18 protein-coding genes and 1 other annotated feature are annotated in these 19,490 nt (G+C 52.3%); of the genes, 5 read left to right on the top strand and 13 right to left on the bottom strand.

All coding sequences use genetic code 11. The features are described 5' to 3' along the window. Positions 1 to 84: 84 nt before the first annotated feature. On the top strand, positions 85 to 1,257 hold the full coding sequence (locus KJW29_RS13480) for an acyl-CoA dehydrogenase family protein (protein WP_214630143.1): 1,173 nt from the start codon (positions 85 to 87) through the stop codon (positions 1,255 to 1,257). Between the two features lie 13 nt (positions 1,258 to 1,270). Here KJW29_RS13480 and KJW29_RS13485 read toward each other — a convergent pair whose 3' ends face one another. Further along, positions 1,271 to 1,933, bottom strand: coding sequence for an HAD family hydrolase (locus tag KJW29_RS13485; protein ID WP_214630144.1), 663 nt, complete (start codon positions 1,931 to 1,933; stop codon positions 1,271 to 1,273). A 29-nt stretch (positions 1,934 to 1,962) separates the two neighbouring features. After that, positions 1,963 to 3,228: an FAD-binding protein gene (locus KJW29_RS13490; RefSeq protein WP_281426359.1), complete on the bottom strand. Its 1,266-nt coding sequence runs from the start codon at positions 3,226 to 3,228 to the stop codon at positions 1,963 to 1,965. Between the two features lie 190 nt (positions 3,229 to 3,418). Between KJW29_RS13490 and KJW29_RS13495 the strand changes: the two genes are divergently transcribed. Next, positions 3,419 to 3,796, top strand: coding sequence for a PH domain-containing protein (locus KJW29_RS13495; protein WP_214630145.1), 378 nt, complete (start codon positions 3,419 to 3,421; stop codon positions 3,794 to 3,796). 4 nt (positions 3,797 to 3,800) lie between these two features. Here the strand turns inward: KJW29_RS13495 and KJW29_RS13500 are convergent, their stop codons facing one another. From KJW29_RS13500 to KJW29_RS13510, 3 genes are all read right to left on the bottom strand, one after another. Beyond that, a complete protein-coding gene (locus KJW29_RS13500; RefSeq protein ID WP_214630146.1) occupies positions 3,801 to 5,696 on the bottom strand; it encodes a hypothetical protein in 1,896 nt (631 codons plus the stop codon). After that, positions 5,696 to 6,181, bottom strand: a complete 486-nt coding sequence (locus tag KJW29_RS13505) for a hypothetical protein (protein ID WP_214630147.1) — start codon at positions 6,179 to 6,181, stop codon at positions 5,696 to 5,698. The genes KJW29_RS13500 and KJW29_RS13505 overlap by 1 nt, the downstream gene beginning before the upstream one ends. Before the next feature lie 292 nt (positions 6,182 to 6,473). After that, positions 6,474 to 7,019 (bottom strand): Gmad2 immunoglobulin-like domain-containing protein, encoded by a 546-nt coding sequence (locus tag KJW29_RS13510; RefSeq protein ID WP_246608712.1) that lies wholly within the window; start codon positions 7,017 to 7,019, stop codon positions 6,474 to 6,476. Between the two features lie 104 nt (positions 7,020 to 7,123). On the opposite strand from KJW29_RS13510, the gene KJW29_RS36485 reads away from it, so the two are divergent. Both KJW29_RS36485 and KJW29_RS13515 read left to right on the top strand, forming a co-directional pair. Then, the gene (locus tag KJW29_RS36485) at positions 7,124 to 7,252 is read left to right on the top strand and encodes a hypothetical protein (RefSeq protein ID WP_281426360.1); all 129 of its coding nucleotides are present in this window, start codon (positions 7,124 to 7,126) and stop codon (positions 7,250 to 7,252) included. A gap of 32 nt (positions 7,253 to 7,284) precedes the next feature. Next, the gene (locus KJW29_RS13515; protein WP_214630149.1) at positions 7,285 to 8,121 is read left to right on the top strand and encodes a sugar phosphate isomerase/epimerase family protein; all 837 of its coding nucleotides are present in this window, start codon (positions 7,285 to 7,287) and stop codon (positions 8,119 to 8,121) included. A 679-nt stretch (positions 8,122 to 8,800) separates the two neighbouring features. On the opposite strand, the gene tyrS is transcribed toward KJW29_RS13515, so the two are convergent. Together tyrS and KJW29_RS13525 are read right to left on the bottom strand one after the other, a co-directional pair. Then, complete coding sequence (gene tyrS, locus KJW29_RS13520) at positions 8,801 to 10,060, bottom strand: tyrosine--tRNA ligase (protein WP_214630150.1); 1,260 nt, start codon at positions 10,058 to 10,060, stop codon at positions 8,801 to 8,803. Positions 10,061 to 10,257: 197 nt separating this feature from the next. Next, positions 10,258 to 10,486: a binding site (T-box leader), on the bottom strand. Positions 10,487 to 10,528: 42 nt separating this feature from the next. Next, on the bottom strand, positions 10,529 to 11,449 hold the full coding sequence (locus tag KJW29_RS13525) for an AraC family transcriptional regulator (protein ID WP_214630151.1): 921 nt from the start codon (positions 11,447 to 11,449) through the stop codon (positions 10,529 to 10,531). Between the two features lie 122 nt (positions 11,450 to 11,571). On the opposite strand from KJW29_RS13525, the gene KJW29_RS13530 reads away from it, so the two are divergent. Beyond that, entirely contained in the window at positions 11,572 to 12,402 is an 831-nt protein-coding gene (locus KJW29_RS13530) for a phytanoyl-CoA dioxygenase family protein (RefSeq protein WP_214630152.1), read from the top strand. Positions 12,403 to 12,944: 542 nt separating this feature from the next. Here KJW29_RS13530 and KJW29_RS36490 read toward each other — a convergent pair. From KJW29_RS36490 to KJW29_RS13555, 6 genes are all read right to left on the bottom strand, one after another. Next, the gene (locus tag KJW29_RS36490) at positions 12,945 to 13,076 is read right to left on the bottom strand and encodes a hypothetical protein (protein ID WP_281426361.1); all 132 of its coding nucleotides are present in this window, start codon (positions 13,074 to 13,076) and stop codon (positions 12,945 to 12,947) included. A gap of 251 nt (positions 13,077 to 13,327) precedes the next feature. Then, positions 13,328 to 14,146 carry an alpha/beta hydrolase gene (locus KJW29_RS13535; protein WP_214630153.1) on the bottom strand — a complete coding sequence of 273 codons (819 nt, stop codon included), beginning with the start codon at positions 14,144 to 14,146 and terminating at the stop codon, positions 13,328 to 13,330. Between the two features lie 61 nt (positions 14,147 to 14,207). Further along, a complete protein-coding gene (zwf, locus tag KJW29_RS13540) occupies positions 14,208 to 15,713 on the bottom strand; it encodes a glucose-6-phosphate dehydrogenase (protein WP_214630154.1) in 1,506 nt (501 codons plus the stop codon). Between the two features lie 182 nt (positions 15,714 to 15,895). After that, on the bottom strand, positions 15,896 to 17,254 hold the full coding sequence (gene mgtE, locus KJW29_RS13545) for a magnesium transporter (protein WP_214630155.1): 1,359 nt from the start codon (positions 17,252 to 17,254) through the stop codon (positions 15,896 to 15,898). Between the two features lie 212 nt (positions 17,255 to 17,466). Then, positions 17,467 to 18,282 (bottom strand): ABC transporter permease, encoded by an 816-nt coding sequence (locus tag KJW29_RS13550; protein WP_214630156.1) that lies wholly within the window; start codon positions 18,280 to 18,282, stop codon positions 17,467 to 17,469. Further along, positions 18,279 to 19,307: an ATP-binding cassette domain-containing protein gene (locus tag KJW29_RS13555; RefSeq protein ID WP_246608713.1), complete on the bottom strand. Its 1,029-nt coding sequence runs from the start codon at positions 19,305 to 19,307 to the stop codon at positions 18,279 to 18,281. Before KJW29_RS13555 ends, KJW29_RS13550 begins: the two co-directional genes overlap by 4 nt. Positions 19,308 to 19,490 lie beyond the last annotated feature (183 nt).

Here is a 19,490-nt window from a genome sequence, read left to right on the forward strand (position 1 = left end):
CATAAAGAGTCCGTATAGTCCGAAGCTTGAATAAGGTGTATCATTATAGTTACATCAAGTGCAGGGTGAAGGAGAGTGGACGTAATGTCTCGTTATATAGATCAATTTGTGCGCAATGAAGAGGAACGATTACGTGTGGAGAAAGTCGAGCGTTTGGCTGCGAAATTCGCGGAACGTGCTGCCCGGCATGATGAGGAGGGCTCCTTCCCATTCGACAACTTCGCCGACCTGCGGGAAGCCGGTTATCTAAAGCTGACTGTCCCGACGGAATATGGCGGCGACGGCATCGACTTGCATGGTCTAGTCCTGCTGCAGGAGCGCCTGGCTTACGGCGATGGCTCCACGGCTCTCGCCGTAGGCTGGCATGTCGGGCAAATGTTCCACTACCGGGAATCGGGCAAGTGGCAGCAAGAATTGTTTGCGGAATTATGCCGCTCCGTCGTTCGGGACGGCACGATGATCAACACGTTTGCAAGCGAAGCCTCGACGGGAAGCCCCAGCCGCGGCGGCAGGCCGGAGACAAACGCCGTCCGTTCGGATGGCGGCTGGCGGTTAACGGGCCGCAAGACGTTTAGCACTTTATCGCCGATTCTGGACCGGTTCGTCGTATCCTCCTACATTCCGGAAGAAGCTGTCGTCAGCGAATTTCTAGTCATGAAGTCGGAAAACGTAACGCTGGTAGAGACCTGGAATTCGTTAGGGATGAGGGCGACAGGCAGTCACGACGTCGTTTTGGACGGCGCGTTCGTTCCCTCGGAGCATCGCATCGCGGGCGGTGGCATCGACGACGGGTCCGGCTGGCTGCTGCATATACCGGCATGTTATATGGGCATTGCGCTTGCCGCCAGAGACTACGCGCTGGAATTCGCTCGCACCTATCAACCGAACTATACGGACAAGCCGATCGCTTCATTCCCCGCCGTTCAAGCTTCTATCGGCGAGATGGAGTTGGCGCTGCGTTCTGCGCGTACCATCCTGTTCGCTGCAGCGGACCGATGGGACACGGAACCGGACAATCGCCCCGCTTTGAAGTCCGAGCTTGGTCTTGCGAAACATGTCACGACCAACAACGCGATTCGCGTCGTGGATCTTGCCATGCGGATCGTCGGAGGCTCCAGTCTCGCACGCAGCCTGCCGCTGGAACGTTACTACAGGGACGTGCGGGCAGGACTGCATAATCCGCCCATGGATGGCACGGTCATTCAGAATCTGGCATCCTCTGCCCTTTCCGAAGGCGTTTCAACGTTTTCCCCTTAATCAGAACATGTGATTATATGATGTCCAGCAGCTCCGACAAACGCTCCACCGTCGCGATGGGCTGTGCCGTTAGCCCATCTCGCCATGGTTGGTTCACCTTGACCCATATCGTCTTCATGCCGAGCATATGCGGCGCTTCTATATCATTAACGGGGTGATCTCCGATGAAAAGACATTGCTCCGGACTCAAACCCAGCTTGTTTAATGCCATTGCGAATATGGAGGGATCCGGCTTCTTCACGCCCGCCTCCTCCGATACGAGAATGACATCGAAATCATGTCGTATGCCAAGACGATCAATCTTGCCATATTGAATTTCATTCCTGCCGTTCGTGATCAGCCCCGTCTTGTATCGGGATCGCACATGCGCGATGATCTCGCCCGCATGATTCATCGGGGAGGCGCTCTTGACATATTCCGCTCGGTAAAAATCCATCAGCTCGGCCGCGACAGGGCGTTGTTTCCATGGCAGCTCGAGCATCAATTCCTCGAACAGCTTCGTTTTGTCTTTGTAACCATCCTGGTCCAGCTCCACAATTCTCTTATGAAGCTCATCGACTGCATCCAAATGCCCGAAATAGTTTTTCAGAAAAGCTCTTGTGAATACATCGAAGGTGGCCGTTCGATCAAGCAGGGTGTTGTCCAGATCAAATAGGATAGCTTTTATCGATTCCATTAAGAGACTCCCCCTTATTCTAACTCCCCCTAATAAATGTACCGCTCCAAAAATCCATTCCGGAATTTCCGCTCGGGATCGAACTTCTGCACCAGCTCCCTAAAGGCCGGCAGCTTCGGAAAGAGCTCTTGCAGCTTGGCCGGCTCCATGGCAAAGAGCTTGCCCCAATGCGGACGCGCGCCGAACGGCTCAAGACTGGCTTCAATGATCGGCAACGCCGCGCTGACTCTCTCCCATTCCGGCTTCCATGTAAAGTGGATGCCAACGGAGTCTTGTCCGAAGCATGGACTTAACCACAGATTGTCGCTTGCAATCGTTCGCACCTCCGTTACGAACAGAAGCGGAGAGATGAGATCGCGCAGGCCATCCAGCGCCTCGAGAGCAGCGTAGGCATCCTTGCGCGCCACAAAATATTCGCTCTGCAGCTCCTCGCCCGCGCTTGGCGTAAAGTCCATGCGGAAGTGGGCCAACCTCTCATGCCAAGGTCCCGCGATGCCGCGCTGATCGCTGCAATTGTCTGCCGCATAGCCCGGAACGGGATGCAGATTAACATCGGATAACAAGGCGCCGTAACAGCTAATGGGATCTCCCCCAGCTGGCTCATCGCCTGGCTTTACAACGGACTTCCTCCACACCTGGTGGAAGGACGATGACTTCCAATCCGTAAACAAGCTGACGCTGTATCCGGAAGCGAACAGGTCCTCAAAGCAGTCCGCAAGCTTGGAGAGCGGCAAACCTTCGTAGACATGTTGCTTTATTTCGAAGGCTGGCACAAGATCCAGCGTCAGCTTTGTCACGACACCCAGCGCTCCAAGACCAACGATTGCTCCCGCGAACAGACCATCCTCGTCATCCCTGGTCAGAGTGATCAGTTTCCCATCACCTGTAGCCAGCTCGATGCCATAGACCACTGTAGCCAGATTGCCGTTGCGATCCCCCGAGCCGTGCGTCGCCGTCGCGCAAGCTCCCGCAATCGTAATATGCGGCAGAGAAGCCAAATTGTGAAGCGCGTAACCATTCTCATGCAAATAACCGCACAGTTCGCCGTAGCGGATGCCGCCCTCGACGGTTACTCGATGTTGGACACGATCCAGCTCAACGACGCCATTTAACCTCTCCAGTGACACATGTGCCGCGTCCGTATCCGCGATGGCGTTGAAGGAATGTCTGGAGCCAAGAACCTTTATTTGATCCAGTCGGCTCACTAACTCGCGCACCTCTTCGGCCGTCCCCGGCACATGACATTCCTTGGCTTGGTACATGTAATTGCCTGCCCAATTCCGTTCGTATCTCAAGCTGTTCCGCTCCTTTGGCGTCTTTATTTCACTAAAATTATTTTATAAAGTTCTTATTCAGTTTATCGCAGAACGGAATTCTTGTCTTTATCGAGTTGCCAGGATACCGAACAATGATTGCCCAGTATTTGCTAAAACGTAGTAACATAGGCTTAGTCTTATATCATTCAACTGCAAAGGGGATTATCGCATGGGATTGTTCGATGGTTTAATGGGCAACGCCTCGGAGCTGAAGATGGAAGAGGTTCAGAAGGAATTTGGTCATATTCTGAGCAAAACGGAGAGGTTCGAGAAAGCCTATAAGCTCATTCGGGATTTGTTTGTCTTCACGGATAAGCGACTCATCCTGGTCGATAAGCAAGGACTCTCCGGCAAGAAGGTCGAGATTCACTCTTATCCTTATAAAAATATAACGCACTTTAGCATCGAGACCGCAGGCACGTTCGACATGGACGCCGAGCTGAAAATCTGGATTTCCGGCTCGGCGATGCCCGTTCAGAAAAAATTTAATAAAAGCCTGAATATCTACGAATTGCAAAGCGTGCTTGCGGAATACGTGATGAAATAAAATTCTATTCGTAAAGGGACACGGACTTCATTAATCCATCTTCTTTGGACAACGAGTACGTAATGAGAATATTTCCGTTAGGAAACGGAACGTCCATTCGGAATACGTCGACTGCTTCGTTGCTGGATTCGGAATCTTGCAGCTCGGCGTATCCGAATTGTTCTCCCGCCTTCGTCAGGTATTGAAGCAGCGTCCCCACTTCAGCTCCTTTGTAGAGGTCTCGCAATTGCGCCGTCCACTCCTCCGCGTCCCAATCAGGGCGTTTCACCTGTATCTCATGGTTTTGCAGCATGTCGAGCAGATCGATTACCATCCTTCCGTCCCCTTCCTGCAGGGCAACCGCAAGCGCGATTTGACTTCTGTTCAACGTCGGCATATAACTTTCCAGGTTTTTCGCTGCCAGCATGTCGAATATGGCATCCGGTTCATGATGTTTGGCGAACCAATAGGAATGAACGTCCATCGGATTCAACGGACTAGTGCCCGGAATGAGGAACCTGCCGTCCGCCGATACACGGTTTAATGCAGATGATTCCAGACGGGCCGAATATTTCAAGACGAACACGTTTTCGCCGTTTCCGTCGACGAAAATTCGTACGGATAGCGGTTCGCGCGGCTTCTCGTCTCCTGGAAGAATCGCAGCATAACCGTTATCGCTGGAATAATAGACGCTCCCGTCGTTCGAGCCATGACGGACAAGCCGATACAAGATCCGGCTCTTGCGCTCCATCGGCTCTACCCAGATACTCGTAGTATTTCCGCTCGTCGTTCGTACCTCTTCATCTATTTCCCATGCGATGTCGGCAATACCCCGAAGCTCGTCTGGCTGTCTTCCATTCCCCAGTTCCGGCAGCTTCATATTCAACTTGTAATTTTCTGAACGCCATTCGTATGCGGTGTAACGTTGCTCAGAAGCATAGAAGACATCCGCGAAGTTTGAACGGCTCAAGATGCCTTCATAAGTCGGCTTCCGTGCCGAATCGAACAGAGTCAGATGTTTCCCTGACGAGGCATACACGCCTCCTGCAACCAATGCCGGTATCAGGAGGACATGGATAATGGCGATGAGCCGGTTATGCGAAGTGACGACGGGCTGCAGTCTGGGGATCGAGTCGCCGTCTTTCTTGAGATTGGATGCCAAGGTAAACATAAGAGCCAGGATTAGCAGCGTGCCTATGCTGGAATGGAGAAGCAGCGGGACGGCGTAACCATACGGAGCCGGCATCATTCTCGTCAAACTGATCGCGAACGTGCACAACATGGCGATCAAAGCTAGCGGGAGCATCGCGCCGAAATAACGGCGGAACATGCCGGGCGCTTTCGTAATAGCATCGCCTAACGACAAGTCTTGAAGGACCATTAAGTAAGGCGTTATAGAATAAATCATCATGACCACGAGTAAAAGAAGTCCTAGCGGGAAAAATACCGCCGTTAAAAAAAGCATAAGGACTCCCGCCAATAACTGAAGAATCGACCACGCCAGCATTTCGCTAAAATAGCGGCGCCCGTTTGCCCATAATGGCACAGCCTTACGATCGACAACCCATCCTCTCGCTCCTCCTAGAAACATCCCCCTTACTAAGCTCTGAAGGACCAATACAGCTGCCGATACGAGCACGCTTGCCGCTCCCCACTGCGGCTCTCCGCTCTGGAGCGATGTATATCCCGCCTTCAAGTCCTGCAGCGACGGCATATATAGCGGCAGTGTAGCATGGAAGCTTTCCGTCCGGGTTTCCCAGCCTGCCGCTCCGCCTCCAATGAGGCTAACCGATGAAGACGAGGAAACATAGGGATAGACAGTGAAGCCGTAATAATAGCCCGCCACGATCAAAGCCGTAATAAACACTTCAAACAACAACACGAGCACGATTAAACGGCTATACGCCACTGTCCCTCCCACTAAAAGGAACCTCCGCACATAAGCCGATTCCACTCCACAAGCTCCGGCAGCTCGCTTTGCTGGACGCCCGGCGGGGTAATCGCGCACAACTGTTTTGGCTTACCCCTGTTTCCGAATGTTAGGATAACCTCCGTCCGAATCGGACGGCTGTCAATCTCGAACGTTAACTCCGCATGTCCGGTGCTGTAGCTGCCATCGTCGAATTCGGCTCTGATCCCATCGAATGTCAGCAGCTTGAAATCATGTTTTTCGAATAATTCCCGCATGTCATCCGGCCAACGGTTGTTGGCGGTGGAATCCTCGAACCGTTTCATAGCCTCCTTAAAATCCTGCTCGCGAATCTGCTCTAAAAAAGCTTCCGTGTTATTTTTCAGTAGCGGCGGATTCCAAAACCAACCTATTGTTTGGAAGAAAAAGTAAACAACTGCACTGATGCCAATCGCGAAAATGACCATTTTAATCCCTAAACTTGTTCGTTTGCTCACGTTATACCTCCGCTATGCTTACATATTACCCTATAATTAGAAACGCATGTTGAGCAGAAAAGTTGCCTTTCTATAGGCGATTTCTGAATTATGGCTATCTGGGGAAAAAGATCACTTTATAACTAGAAATGGCGGTGCTAGGGAAACTTTCCCCGCACCGCCATTTCCGGCTTTTTCGCAGAAACCTGTTTCAGCTCCGTTATCGTCTGTTTGCCGAAAGCTGATCGGACAATCCCCAATGTGGCTCAAACGTCCTTCGGATTGCTTCGCAATTCGCAGCCGTTATCTCGTCTTAAGGGCCGAAAGTTTCCAGCGGAATGGACATGACGTTCATTCGCGAGCCGTCCTTCGCGCTGTATTCGAACAACTCCAGCGTCAGCGTGCCGTTAACGGGCTGCCCAGATTCCGGAATTTCGAGTTCGATCGCGAACGGTGACCATGCCGGAGCCCCTTCCGCAAGTGTATGGAAGTGTTCTAGCAAATAGTTATGCCCGTCCTCAACGGCATAATTCATGACTGCTTCGAATACCCGCGCTGTTCCCGATACGATATATCTGCCATTAGAACCGTTGACGCTGACATTGCAAAATGCTTGGTTGCATGGACGCATATCCTCGTTTGCAGTGATATGGACTCGCCTTAAAGCATCATCCCAGGCAACCGATGCCCCCAACAGATCGCCTACGGACCGAAGGGGCACATAAGTACTTCCCTGATAATTCAGCATGGGCAATCTTCCATCCGTATAAGCCACATTATTTACGAATACAGGATACGATGCTTCCGTCAAAGAATACGTTGTCTTCTGCGTCGCCGCCATCGAAGGCAGCGCCGTCATGAGCAATCCTCCCATGACCAAGCCTATTATGAATCCTTTCGCATTTTTAAACAAACTTGCACCTCTCTTCTCCTCAATTCCCTCAGCGGGATTTATTCCATCTTATGCAGAAGAATAGTGAATCCATGAATGACGATTCTTCGGCGATAGAGAAGGCGCTGGGCAAAATCGCATACAAACAAAGCAAATACTCGCCCTTGCAACTCGATTGCGCGCACGATACGCTTGTATGACTACTAACAACAGAATGGAGCGTGCGCCTGCTATGTTTGTTAATCGCCTCTCAATAAGCAGCTGGAGTCTTCATCGCTGCCTTGGTCCACTTCGCTGGACCGTCTGGGATCAGACTTCCCGGACTCAGTCCACCAACATTCAGGAGCAGCCGGAGCTTTTTTCGCTCCTTGATCTGCCATCCGACGCCGCTTCCCGAGGATTGTCGTATCTGGAGCTCTGCCATTTTCATTTCCCATCCCGAGAGGACGATTATTTAAAGAAACTCCGTTCCTCGTTTGCCGATGCCGGCATCGCCTTTCATACTTTGTTAGTCGACTATGGCGACATCTCCTCTCCGGATCTCGTACGCCGGGAATCCGATATCGCTTATTTGAAGGGCTGGATGGAGACCGCTGCCCTGGCGGGCGCCGCTGGCGTCCGAATCGTCGCTGGCGAACAGCCGGCCGGAGACTTGGAAGCGATCCGGCGAAGCGCGAATGCTCTGCTTGAACTGAGCCATTATGGGGCCCCTCTAGGCGTAAAAGTCGTCACGGAAAATTTCCGCGATCTGACATCCACCGTAGACAGTTGGAGAAATCTGCTTGCCGAGACGGGCAATGAGGTGTCCACTATCGTCGATTTCGGCAATCTGGCTAAGAAGGAGAAAGAAGCGGGCATCGTCTTTGGAACGCCTCTCGCGCACTCCTTCCATGCCAAGCCGGAGTATGGCGACGATGGTTCCATTGACGCCGATTCGCTGCGGCAGCTGCTCCGACTAGCCGGAGCGGACAATGCCGATGCGCCGGTGTCCCTTATTTTCGACCGGGACGGGGATATGTGGGAAGGCATCGAGAGGATCAAGAGCGTCGTTCTGAGCGTAGAAGAGTAGCCCCAAAACAAAGTGAACTGGAGGGTAGATCCATAAGCGTTATTAATGCCTATGGACGCTAACCAGCGTGACTTTACGATCCATCGGCGTTTTTAACGCCTACAACTGCTCGTTCGCCTGCTTTTTGGAACCAAAAGCGTTATTAACGCCTATGGACGCTAACCAGCGTGACTTTACGATCCATCGGCGTTTTTAACGTCTACAGCTGCTCGTTCGCCTGCTTTTTGGAGCCATAAGCGTTATTAACGCCTATGGACACAAATCTGAGTGACTTTACGATCCATCGGCGTTTTTAACGCCTACAGCTGCTCGTTCGCCTACTTTTTGGAGCCATAAGCGTTATTAACGCCTATGGACACAAATCTGAGTGACTTTACGATCCATCGGCGTTTTTAACGCCTACAGCTGCTCGTTCGTCTGCTTTTTGGAGCCATAAGCGTTATTAACGCCTATGGACACTAATCTGAGTTACTTTACGATCCATCGGCGTTTTTAACGCCTACAGCTGCTCGTTCGCCTACTTTTTGGAGCCTAGCTGCACTGTTGTCTGTTAGATTTTCAATCTTTTGATCACAAGTCTCGGAATTGTATAATTTCCCAACCAACAAAAAGACGCCCTGCCATCCAGTACAATCACCTGGATGCGAGCGTCTTTATTGTTCGGTATAAATGTTGCCGCTTATGCCATTTTTACGAGGCTGTAGTTCTTTTTGCCTTTGCGGATAATGATAAAGCGGCCGCCGATGGCTTGACCTTCGGACACCTCAAGCGTGAGGTCGGTTACGCGTTCGCCGTTCATGGAGATGGCGCCGTTCGTAATATCTTCGCGCGCTTGGCGTTTGGATGGTTCGATGCCGAGATCCACGAGCCAGTCGACGATGTTTTTCGCCTCGCGGCCCGATTCGAACGTCGGCATTTCCTTGAAGCCCTGCTCGATCTCGTCCGCCGTCAAGGAGCCGATATCGCCCGTGAACAGAGCCGCCGTAATACGCTTCGCCTGCTCCAGCAGTTCCTCGCCGTGCACAAATCTCGTCATCTCTTCGGCAAGCTTTTTCTGAGCTTCGCGTTTATGCGGCTCTGACTGCACCTTTTCCGCGAGCGACTCGATCTCTTCCATCGACAAGAAGGTAAAGTATTTCAAGTATTTGACGACATCGCGGTCGTCCGTATTCGCCCAGAACTGGTAGAATTCGAACGGCGTCGTTTTGTTCGGATCGAGCCAGATCGCGCCGCCCGCCGTCTTGCCGAACTTCGTCCCGTCCGCTTTAAGCATGAGCGGAATCGTTAGCCCAAATGCCTTGGCTTCGCTGCCTTCCTTCTTTCGGATCAGGTCCAGGCCGCTCGTAATGTTGCCCCATTGATCGGAGCCGCCGATTTGCAATTGCACATCCTCGTTCTGGAAAAGGTGAAGGTAGTCGAGCGATTGCAGAATCTGGTACGAAAACTCAGTGAAAGAGATTCCGCTGTCGAGACGACTGGACACGACGTCCTTCGCCAGCATCGTGTTGATGCTGAAGTTTTTGCCGTAGTCGCGCAGAAATTCGATAACGTTGATCTTGTGCGTCCAGTCGTAGTTGTTGACCATCCGAATGTTGTTGTCGCCATCCGTGACGAACAGCTTGCGCAGCTGCGCCGTTAGCGCTTCAACATTGTCCTGGATCTGCTCCAGCGTCTGCAGGGATCTCTCCGACGTACGACCGCTTGGATCACCAATAGTACCCGTTGCGCCGCCGATCAGGATAACAGGACGATGGCCGGCCAGCTGGAATCGCTTTAGCACCATAAAGGGGATCAAATGTCCGATATGCATGCTGTCGCCCGTAGGATCCACGCCGCAGTATAGCGACACGGCTTTCTCGTTCGTCAAGGCGCGAAGTCCCTCCGCGTCGGTCTGCTGATTAATGGCGTCTCGCCATTCCAATTCGTCGATAATGTTCATTTGCTCTGCACTCCTTCGATTGTTCGTGGAATTAAGGGAAACGGTTGCGCTAACCCTTTAAATGCTTGGAAACTAGGCAAAACGGCTACGCCGTCCAGTGGAGGCGGGGCGCGTTTCGATTCGAGAATTATTGAGAAAGCACGGCGAAATCCTATACTTTCTTAACAATTAAAAAAACGCCCCTAGTCTATTGAAGACATAGGGACGATTATTAACCGTGTTACCACCCAAATTGCATCAACTAAGCAGCGCCCGCGGACGTGTCGTTGATACCACTCTAGGCGAGATATCGTTCGCCAATCCGCTCGGCATTACCCGAGATGCTCCAGAGTGTATTTCGCAGGCTTCATGTGTACCGGGTTCCATCGCCCCCCGGCTTTCTGAGACAGGGACTAAGCCGCTACTGCGCTCTTTCGACGCAAGTCGCTTATAAGATTAAAGCAAGTATAGAGAATGACGCATGGATTGTCAACCGTCTCTATCGATGTCTGTGTCGATGCCTGTGTCGACGTCTCTCCCGTCTCGGTCTCTGTCCGCTCCATTGGCCCGTTTCTCTCTCGCATCCGAAGGGGGGTACCCGTAATATCGTTTAAACAGCTTGCTAAACGTATAAATATCGGCATACGCCAACGCATCCGCTACTTCCGTTACGGTCATGGCCGTCTCCTCCAGCAAGTGGACCGCGCGCTCCATGCGCAGCTTCGAAATCGTTTCCTTAAGCGTCAGCCCGGTATGACGTTTCATGAGCGAGCTAACGTAACGAGCGGTGAGACCCGAGGGGGCTGCTACAGATTCGTAATCGATCTCCTCCGACAGCCGAAACCGTATCTCGTTATGCACTTGCTGGATCATCTGTTCAACATAATAGTTGCGCTGCGGCATAAGCTGCCTTTCCATTGCCTTGCGCCAACGGGTCAGAATCAACTTAAGCAGCAGGTCGAACTCGGCTTCCTCCCCCGTCTCCGCCAAAGAAGCCAAATCGACAAGCTGATGAAGCAACGGCTCCATCCGGTAAGTATCCCCAATATGGACGCAGCGCTGCTCGGTCAATGGATCGGGCAGCTCTCTCCAGTGCTTCGTTTTTATATTCACAATTGTAAAATGGCAATAGAGTACAGTAAGCGGATTGTTCGGGCGATGGCTGGCTTTGATCTCGTCGCCAGGATGCAATATAAAGCATGAGCCAGGGCGAATGTTATACTTGTCTCCGTTGATCCACATATCCCCTTGTCCTTTGGCGGCATACCAGAGGTCGTAATCCGGCAGCGGAAGCGGCTGCCAGGACCAGTTCGGCTCACATCTGGCTTTGCCGCTCGAGCCGCTTCTCGCAAAAAAACGCTCTTCCCAAGGCCATGCTGCCGACTCTCCGCCAAACGTGATTCCCATCATCGCCAACCTCCTCTATTAGCATCTTTGTCCAAATTCATGCGATTGGATTCCATTTCTATATCGTATGCTCCCTGATACTCTATTGGCAAGGGATATTTATTCATATTAAGGAGGAATAGACCATGAAAGGAACCACGTTAACTCCGGAGCAAATCAATTCCATGTTATACCAATACGATAAGGTGCATGTAAGTCTAAACGGAATCAAAGAGCTGCAAGAGGTACATTATGCGCAATACAAACAAACGGGCTTCATTTCCGTCGATGGCGTGCTGAATGAGAATGAAGTTGGGCAAAGCATTCAAGCGATTATGGATTTGCTCCATGTCGATCGTAAAAAGTCGCGTCTGCAATTCACGAGACCCGAGCAAGAGTTGAATACACCAGAAGAACGCGAACTGTCCATTCGGAAAATTCACGAATTCGTGGATTCCGAGGACCGATTACGCAAAATCGCCTATCACCCCGACATCATCGGCACGATTCGATGCCTATTCGGCGAAGAGCCGAAGCTGATTCAGGATATGGCGCTGCTCAAGCCCCCGCACGGCGGCGGCGAGAAACCTTGGCATCAGGATATGGCCTATGGCAACCTGACCTATACGAAGTCGGCTATCGGAGTATGGATCGCCCTTGACGAGGCTACGGCCGACAACGGCTGCATGCACGTCATTCCCGGCTCCCATCAAGAGGGCGCCACGCCTCATTACGCTGTACGCGACTGGCAGCTTTGCGACACGCAAGTACCGGTAAACAAAGACGTTATCGTTCCCTTAAAGCCAGGCGGCGTATTGTTCTTCCATGGATTGCTCTACCACGGAACCCCGTCCAACTTCTCCACGCTTCGCAGGCGAGCCTTGCAATTCCATTACGTGCCGGCCTCTGCCGAAAAGATAAATGCCAAGGAGTACAAACGGATGTTCACGAACGAAATGACCGACGCGGAATGTTGAATCGAGCGGTGTAACTGGCCTAATGGGGCTGCTCAAAGTTTATTGCGACTTTGAGCAGCCCCATTAGGCCCGCGCCAGGCTAAACTTGTATGAAATTTCATACTCAATCAGCCCATTGGGCTCGCGCCTTGCTAATCGTGTATGAAAATTCATACTCACTCAACCCATTAGGCCCTCGACTGGCTAATCGTGTATGAAAATTCATACTCACTCAGCCCATTAGGCCCTCGACTGGCTAATCGTGTATGAAAATTCATACTCACTCAGCCCATTAGGCCCTCGACTGACTGAACATATATGAAATTTCATACTCACAAGGCCTATTGGGCTCGAGACTGGCCAATCGTGTATGAAATTTCATACTCAGACGGCACATCGAGTCCGCGCTTGGCTAAATGTATATGAAATTTCATACTCAAACAGCCCATTGGGCTCGAGACTGGCCAAACGTGTATGAAATTTCATACTCAATCAGCCCATTAGGCTCCCGACTGGCTGAACGTATATGAAAATTTGCTTCACAAACAGCAAAAGCTCGTGAGTTATGACCCTCTCGGAAAATGCCTCATCATCCCCGCCGCTCCGCACCATTCTTCCTCACCCAGCGCTTCGCCAATAAGCTCCATGCAAATGATGACATTAATCGACCATTGCGAAGCCGTGTTCGTCGACATCCAAGGACATCCAGGGAACGAGTCGCTCTAGTCCCGCGACTAGAAGCCCAGGCAGAACCCCTAGGAGCTTCCCGGCGCGATATGCCAGGAATCGATCGAAATCCTCTTACCGCCACTGGCATGTGGACTATTTTGCCGCAGTCTCTCATTTGGCGAGCCTGTCCCCATTACGACTTGCAAGCAGCACAGAACACAAAAAAATCGCCCTCGGTCCGTAACAGACACGAGAGCGATTTAAACTTATAAATCCGTCATACCACTGGCTGGGTAATGGAGTTCTTATAACCCAACCGTTTGAGCCAATTGCCGCAAAGCTCCGTCCAACGCGCCGTATCAGGCAGATGATGCGCCAGTCCGACGCCGTGCTCGCCCTTCTCGAAAATATGCAGCTCGAACGGCACCTGATGCCGGCTCAGAGCCATAGCGAACATCATGCTGTTCTCGACAGGTACGGGTCGATCCTCGGCGGTATGCCACAGAAAGGTCGGAGGCGTCTCTGCACTCACCTGCATATCGTTGGATAACGATCGGAGCAGCTTCTCGTCCGGATTCGCGCCAAGCTGCGCTTCCACCGAACCTCCATGAGTGAATGGTTCCATAAAAGAGATAACGGGATAACACAAGATTAGAGCGTCCGGTCTACAGCTATGCCGTTCTACCGGATCCTCGCTCTCAACGTCGCCATTGTCAAAATGCGTGCCTACCGTCGATACGAGATGCCCGCCGGCCGAAAAGCCTAGCAGCGCTATCCGATCCGGATTAACACCCCACTCCGCCGCATGCTGCCGAGCGAATCGTACCGCCCTCTGGGCATCCACCATGGGAACCGGATATTGATAGGGTTTGACGCGGTAATGCAAGACTGCCGCCGAGATGCCTATTGAATTCAGCCAATCCGTGATGGGATAAGCCTCATGCGCCGCTCTCCCTCCATAGCCGCCGCCGGGACAAACGATGACGAGGCCTGCGCGTTCTTGTTCCGGCACGAGGAACAGCTCCAGCCTCGGGACATCTTCGTTCGACGTCCCTTTTGCCAGCGGAGCATCTCCTTCCCATAATCGGTAAAGCATGTCGTTCTACCTTCCCTTCTACCCCTGGATAAAATGATGATCGCAATCGTCCTCGATCATCTCATAGTTGAGCCGCAACCGTCAATTGCTTCGCCGGCTCGACAGCATCAAACCACCAGTGGTATCCGTCCCGCGCCAGCAGTTCGTCGGCTTCGGCCGGTCCGTACGTGCCTGCCTCGTAGACATGCAGCGGAACGCTATTTTCCTCGTAAGCTTCCAGGATCGGTTGCACCCAAGCCCATGAAGCTTCCACTTCGTCCCAATGCGCGAAGTACGTTCCGTCGCCCAAAAGGGCGTCATGGATAAGATTCTCGTATGCTTCGGGAAGATCGCCTTGGCCGGGATCGATGTCGATGCAAATCGGCTTGGAGGCTTCCTTGACGCTTGCGCCCATCGTGTTGAGTTGCAACGAGATGCTTTCGCCGGGGCTCATCTCAATGACGAGCAGATTCGGTTCCGCCGCGCCGTCTTCGGATACCGAGGATTGCTTGAGCGGCTCCTTGAATTCAATGACGATGCGCGTCGACTTCTCCTTAAGGCGTTTGCCCGTACGAATATAGAACGGAACGCCGCGCCAGAAGGAATCGTCGATGCTCAGTTTGGCCGCAATGAACGTATCGTTCATCGAGCCTTCCGCGATTCCGGGTTCGGAGGTATAGCCGTTAACCGGCTGGCCCTCGAGATAACCTGCACCGTATTGGCCGCGCACGATGGATTTGGCGACATCGGCCTTCTGCAGAGGCTCGAGCGCCTCCATGATATGTTTTTTCTTAAAACGCACTACTTCCGCATCGCTTCCGGTAGAAGTGCGGATCGCCGTCATCATAAGCAGCTGCAGCATATGGTTCTGGAACATATCGCGCAGCGCGCCAACATGGTCGTAATAACCGGCTCGCTCCTCTACGCCAACCGTCTCGTTTGCCGTAATCTGAACGTTGGCGATGCTGCGGTTTGTCCATAACGTCTGAATGATAGGATTGCTTTGCTGTAAAACCTTGAAGCGTTGAAGCATCGGTTTGCCAAGATAATGGTCGATGCGGAAAATCTCCTCTTCCGCAAACGCTTTGCCCAGCATCGCGTTCAGTCCTCTTGCCGTCTGCAGATCGTGGCCGAACGGCTTTTCGATGACGAGACGTTTCCAGCCGTTCGCGGAGCCAAGACCGCTTTCCTGAATATTCTCGGCAATCGTCTCGAAGTACTCCGGTCCGACCGACAGGTAGAACAATCGATTCGGCGCAAGGCCCAGCTTTTGTTCGCGAGACTCGATGCGGCCTAGCAGTTTGGCATAATCCTCAAGATTGCCGATGTCCAGCACGCTGTAGCTGAATGCTTGCAAAAACGACGCCAGCTTGGATTCGTTCACCGACTTGCGCCTGGAGAAATCGCGTATGGATTGTTCGATATTCCCTCTAAATTTGTCATCCGACCAATCCCTGCGGCCCAAGCCAATCAGAGCAAATGATATTGGCAATTTATCATCAATAAATAAATTAAACAGGGCAGGGTAAATTTTGCGTTTGGCCAAATCGCCGGTTGCCCCGAACAATACGAATGTAGTTGGTTCCATGTTCCTACTCCTCCTAATAAAGGATGATCTATGTTTAGCTTAGCTTTACTATAATACGAAGTTAAGCCATACAAGTAATTAATATATTTCAGAGTAGCTATAAACACAGTGTATACCCGGAGTCACTATCGTTTTGCCAACGTTTTCACCCGGGTAACCTACATTAGTTCCGATAGGCAATTTTAAATCAGATATTCCAGAAAAGCCGTCGCTATACCAAAGTAAATAAGGAGGGACAATATGTCGTTAAGCGTTGTAATGAGCGGACCCGATGCAACGGCCGGATCCACCTTAAGCCTGTACAGAAGGATTGGAATTACCGTTCCGGCAAGCGTGCCGATAACGAGCGTCACGACAAGCGAGCTTCCCACCACCAGTCCCAAGACCGGACTTCCTTGCCAAATGTAGGCGATAACGGAAATGAGCGTGCCGCAAATGCCTCCAATCATCAATCCCACCAGTAATTCTCGCCAAATGAGCCGTTTAATGACGCCGCTAGTCGCTTCCCTGGTGGTCAGCCCCCGTACAACGACCGCCAGGGATTGCGTACCCGTATTGCCGGTCATGCCGGCAATCATGGGCATAAAAAATGCCAAAGCCACTACTTTGTCCAACGTTTCCTCGAATCGGCTAATAATCGTTCCGGATATAATGCCAATCAGCAGCAGCAAGATTAACCATGGCAAGCGCCGCCAAGCGGCAACGATCGCCTTCGTATCGAAGTCGATCGACTTGCCCGACGCGGACAGCTTTGCGATATCCTCGGAAGCCTCGCGAATGACGACGTCGATGATATCGTCGACAGTGACGATTCCGACCAATATTCCGCCATCCTCCACGACGGGTACAGCAATAAAATCATATCTTTCGATCATGCGCGCTACATCCTCTTGGTCCATGTCGGAAGGTACAGAAATAACCCTCTCGTACATAATGTCGGCAATCCGCTCTTCCGCATCCGCCAAAATAAGATCGCGATACGACACGACGCCGAGCAGCCTTTTCACGTCGTCAACAACATACAAATAACTGATCGACTCGGCGATTTCAGCGAATTCCTTCAGTTTCTCCACGGCATTGCGCACCGTAAAATGCAAAGGAATCCAGACATACCGGTTCGTCATGATCCGCCCCGCCGTTTCGGGCGCATAGGTCATGAGATGCCGAACGGCCTGAGACTCCTCTTCCTTCATATAATCCAGAAAGGACTGCTTCCTCTCCTCGGACAACCCGCCTAGCAGCCCAGCCAAATCGTCCTTGTCCATTCGGTCCATAAGTTGAGCCGTCCGCTCTACGCCGAGCAGCTCGAACACCTCGATTTGCGGTTCCCGCTCCATCTCTCCGACCATGGCGGTCAGAAGCTCCATGGTGAGATAGATAACGAATCCGGCACGTTGTTTGCCTGGCAACCGATCGTATACGCCTGCCAGATCATACGGTTGGAGCTCCTCGGCCAGAGCAAGAAACTGTACTTTATCCCCTGCCTCGAGCGCGCGAAGTATATTCATATCAATTTCCGTTACGTTCATGTGCATGACCATCAACCCCTTCCCCGGAGGAACGTTGCCCCTGTTATTTATACCCAAACCTATCAGCGAATAAAACGGGCGGTGAGGAACCGCTTTAGGTATGCAGCGAACATTCGAATTTCCATAGCAATAGAAAAAACGCCGAAATAATCGACGTTTTTTTAATGATCGCGGCAACCTCGGTTCTGGTCATATTTTGCCTAGGAGCAAGCAATGGTCGACCGTCACGTCTTGCGCATATACGCGCGCACCGTCAGAGGAGCGAACACGATCACGATGACTGCGGCTCCTGCCAATGAAATGAATAAATGCTGGCCGACGGTGCCGGCTTGGGTTAGTTCCCTCACGGCAGAGATGAGATGGGATACGGGATTCGCGTTAACGAACCACTGCAGCCACTTCGGCATGGTCTCGACCGGAACAAAGGCGTTAGATAAAAACGTCAAGGGGAATAACGCCAGCATGGAGATGCCTTGCACGCTGGAAGCCGTTCTTGCGATGACGCCGAAGAAGGCGAAGATCCAACTGATCGCCCATGCGCAAAAGATGACCAGCACGCTGGCGAGCGCAACCGTCCCAAACCCCGCTTCGGGACGATATCCCATGATATAACCCATGGCGAAGGTCAAAGTCGTAGCGATGGTATAACGCACCGTGTCGGCCAAGAGCGCCCCTGCAAGCGGAGCAATACGGGCGATCGGGAGCGACTTGAACCGGTCGAACACCCCTTTGTCCATATCCTCCCGGAGCTGGACGCCCGTCACGAGAGAGGTCGTAATGACCGTCTGCACGAGAATGCCGGGAATAATGACCGGCAAGTAGCTCTGCACGTCGCCGGAGATGGCGCCGCCGAAGATGTAAGTAAACATCAAGGTAAAAATGATGGGCTGGAGCGTGACGTCGAAGAGCTGCTCCGGCGTCCGTTTGATTTTGAGCAGCCCCCTGTAAGCCATCGTAAGAGAGTTTCGTATCGTCTGGCCGAGACCGGTGTAATTGCGCAGCTTCCCGTTGACAGAGGTTCCCGTTGTCGAATGGTTCATCCTATTGCCACCTCTTTCTTAGTCGCTCCGGCTCCCTCGGATGTTTTCACGCTGACTTTATCCTGCCCCGTAATCGTCAGGAACACCTCGTCGAGCGTCGGCTTCTGGACGCTGAACTCCGACAGCGGAATCCCGGCCCCCCGAAGGGCAAGGAGAAGATCCGTCACAGCATCCGCATTCGCCATTGGCGCCGTAATCGTACCTGCCTCCGCCGTGTTGCCGGCCTTCGTCCCCAATACCTCTTCGATGATACGCTTGGCTTGCGCCAGATTTCCCGGATCCTCGATGTTTAAGTGCAGCGATGAAGTGCCTACCGACGCCTTGAGCTCGTTGACCGTACCTTCGGCTACGACGCGTCCGTGATCGATTACGGCTACCCGATCCGCCAGCTGATCGGCTTCGTCCAAGTATTGCGTTGTCAGCAAAACCGTAGAACCCGTTTTTACAAGTCGTCTGATCGTATCCCACATCTGGGATCTCGTTCGCGGGTCCAGTCCTGTCGTCGGCTCATCGAGAAAGATGAGCGGAGGCTGCGAGATCAGGCTGGCCGCCAGGTCCAGGCGGCGCCTCATGCCTCCCGAGAACTCCTTGAGCGGCCGCTTCGCCGCCTCCGACAATCCGAATTCCTCCAACAAGTCCACTGCCTTGCGCTTCGCTTCGCCTCTTCCCAAACCTAGCAGCCTAGAGAATATAACAAGATTCTCCGTCGCGCTGAGCGATTCGTCGACCGAGGCGTACTGTCCCGTAACGCCGATCAATTGGCGAACGATCTGAGCTTCCTTGGCTACGTCATGGCCGAAGATCTGTGCAGAACCCGAGTCGGGACGAAGCAGCGTTGCCAGCATCCGGATCGTCGTCGTTTTGCCTGCTCCGTTCGGGCCCAGCACCCCATAGATGCTTCCCGCCTTAACTTGGAGATCCACTCCGTCCACGGCCCGGTTATTTCCGAAGGTCTTGACGAGTCCCTTCGCTTCGACCGCCCACTCCTGCGCCATGCCCTTTGTAGTTTTCGAAAGTATGACCATCGTATTTCCTCCTATCCTGTACTCTGTTGATTGCTTCCATAAGGGCATCATATCGCGGGAATTTAAACGGAATTTAAACGGCCTCCGACTAAAATATGAAACTCTTTCTTCCTATCGACTTATAAAATTCGCCAATTAGCGGAATGGTAATGAGGTGAATTTATATTAGCAAATAACGCCCAT

This window comes from Paenibacillus agaridevorans, assembly GCF_018604145.1.
Taxonomy (GTDB): domain Bacteria; phylum Bacillota; class Bacilli; order Paenibacillales; family Paenibacillaceae; genus Pristimantibacillus; species Pristimantibacillus agaridevorans.

What these genes read in the sequence shown, in the direction of transcription:
- KJW29_RS13480 (WP_214630143.1), top strand. Translation starts at nt 85, where the DNA reads ATGTCTCGTTATATAGATCAATTTGTGCGCAATGAAGAGGAACGATTA.
- KJW29_RS13485 (WP_214630144.1), bottom strand. Translation starts at nt 1,933, where the DNA reads ATGGAATCGATAAAAGCTATCCTATTTGATCTGGACAACACCCTGCTT.
- KJW29_RS13495 (WP_214630145.1), top strand. Translation starts at nt 3,419, where the DNA reads ATGGGATTGTTCGATGGTTTAATGGGCAACGCCTCGGAGCTGAAGATG.
- KJW29_RS13510 (WP_246608712.1), bottom strand. Translation starts at nt 7,019, where the DNA reads ATGACGGCGCTGCCTTCGATGGCGGCGACGCAGAAGACAACGTATTCT.
- KJW29_RS36485 (WP_281426360.1), top strand. Translation starts at nt 7,124, where the DNA reads ATGCAGAAGAATAGTGAATCCATGAATGACGATTCTTCGGCGATAGAG.
- KJW29_RS13515 (WP_214630149.1), top strand. Translation starts at nt 7,285, where the DNA reads ATGTTTGTTAATCGCCTCTCAATAAGCAGCTGGAGTCTTCATCGCTGC.
- tyrS (WP_214630150.1), bottom strand. Translation starts at nt 10,060, where the DNA reads ATGAACATTATCGACGAATTGGAATGGCGAGACGCCATTAATCAGCAG.
- KJW29_RS13525 (WP_214630151.1), bottom strand. Translation starts at nt 11,449, where the DNA reads ATGATGGGAATCACGTTTGGCGGAGAGTCGGCAGCATGGCCTTGGGAA.
- KJW29_RS13530 (WP_214630152.1), top strand. Translation starts at nt 11,572, where the DNA reads ATGAAAGGAACCACGTTAACTCCGGAGCAAATCAATTCCATGTTATAC.
- KJW29_RS36490 (WP_281426361.1), bottom strand. Translation starts at nt 13,076, where the DNA reads ATGTCGACGAACACGGCTTCGCAATGGTCGATTAATGTCATCATTTGC.
- KJW29_RS13535 (WP_214630153.1), bottom strand. Translation starts at nt 14,146, where the DNA reads ATGCTTTACCGATTATGGGAAGGAGATGCTCCGCTGGCAAAAGGGACG.
- zwf (WP_214630154.1), bottom strand. Translation starts at nt 15,713, where the DNA reads ATGGAACCAACTACATTCGTATTGTTCGGGGCAACCGGCGATTTGGCC.
- mgtE (WP_214630155.1), bottom strand. Translation starts at nt 17,254, where the DNA reads ATGGTCATGCACATGAACGTAACGGAAATTGATATGAATATACTTCGC.
- KJW29_RS13550 (WP_214630156.1), bottom strand. Translation starts at nt 18,282, where the DNA reads ATGAACCATTCGACAACGGGAACCTCTGTCAACGGGAAGCTGCGCAAT.
- KJW29_RS13555 (WP_246608713.1), bottom strand. Translation starts at nt 19,307, where the DNA reads ATGGTCATACTTTCGAAAACTACAAAGGGCATGGCGCAGGAGTGGGCG.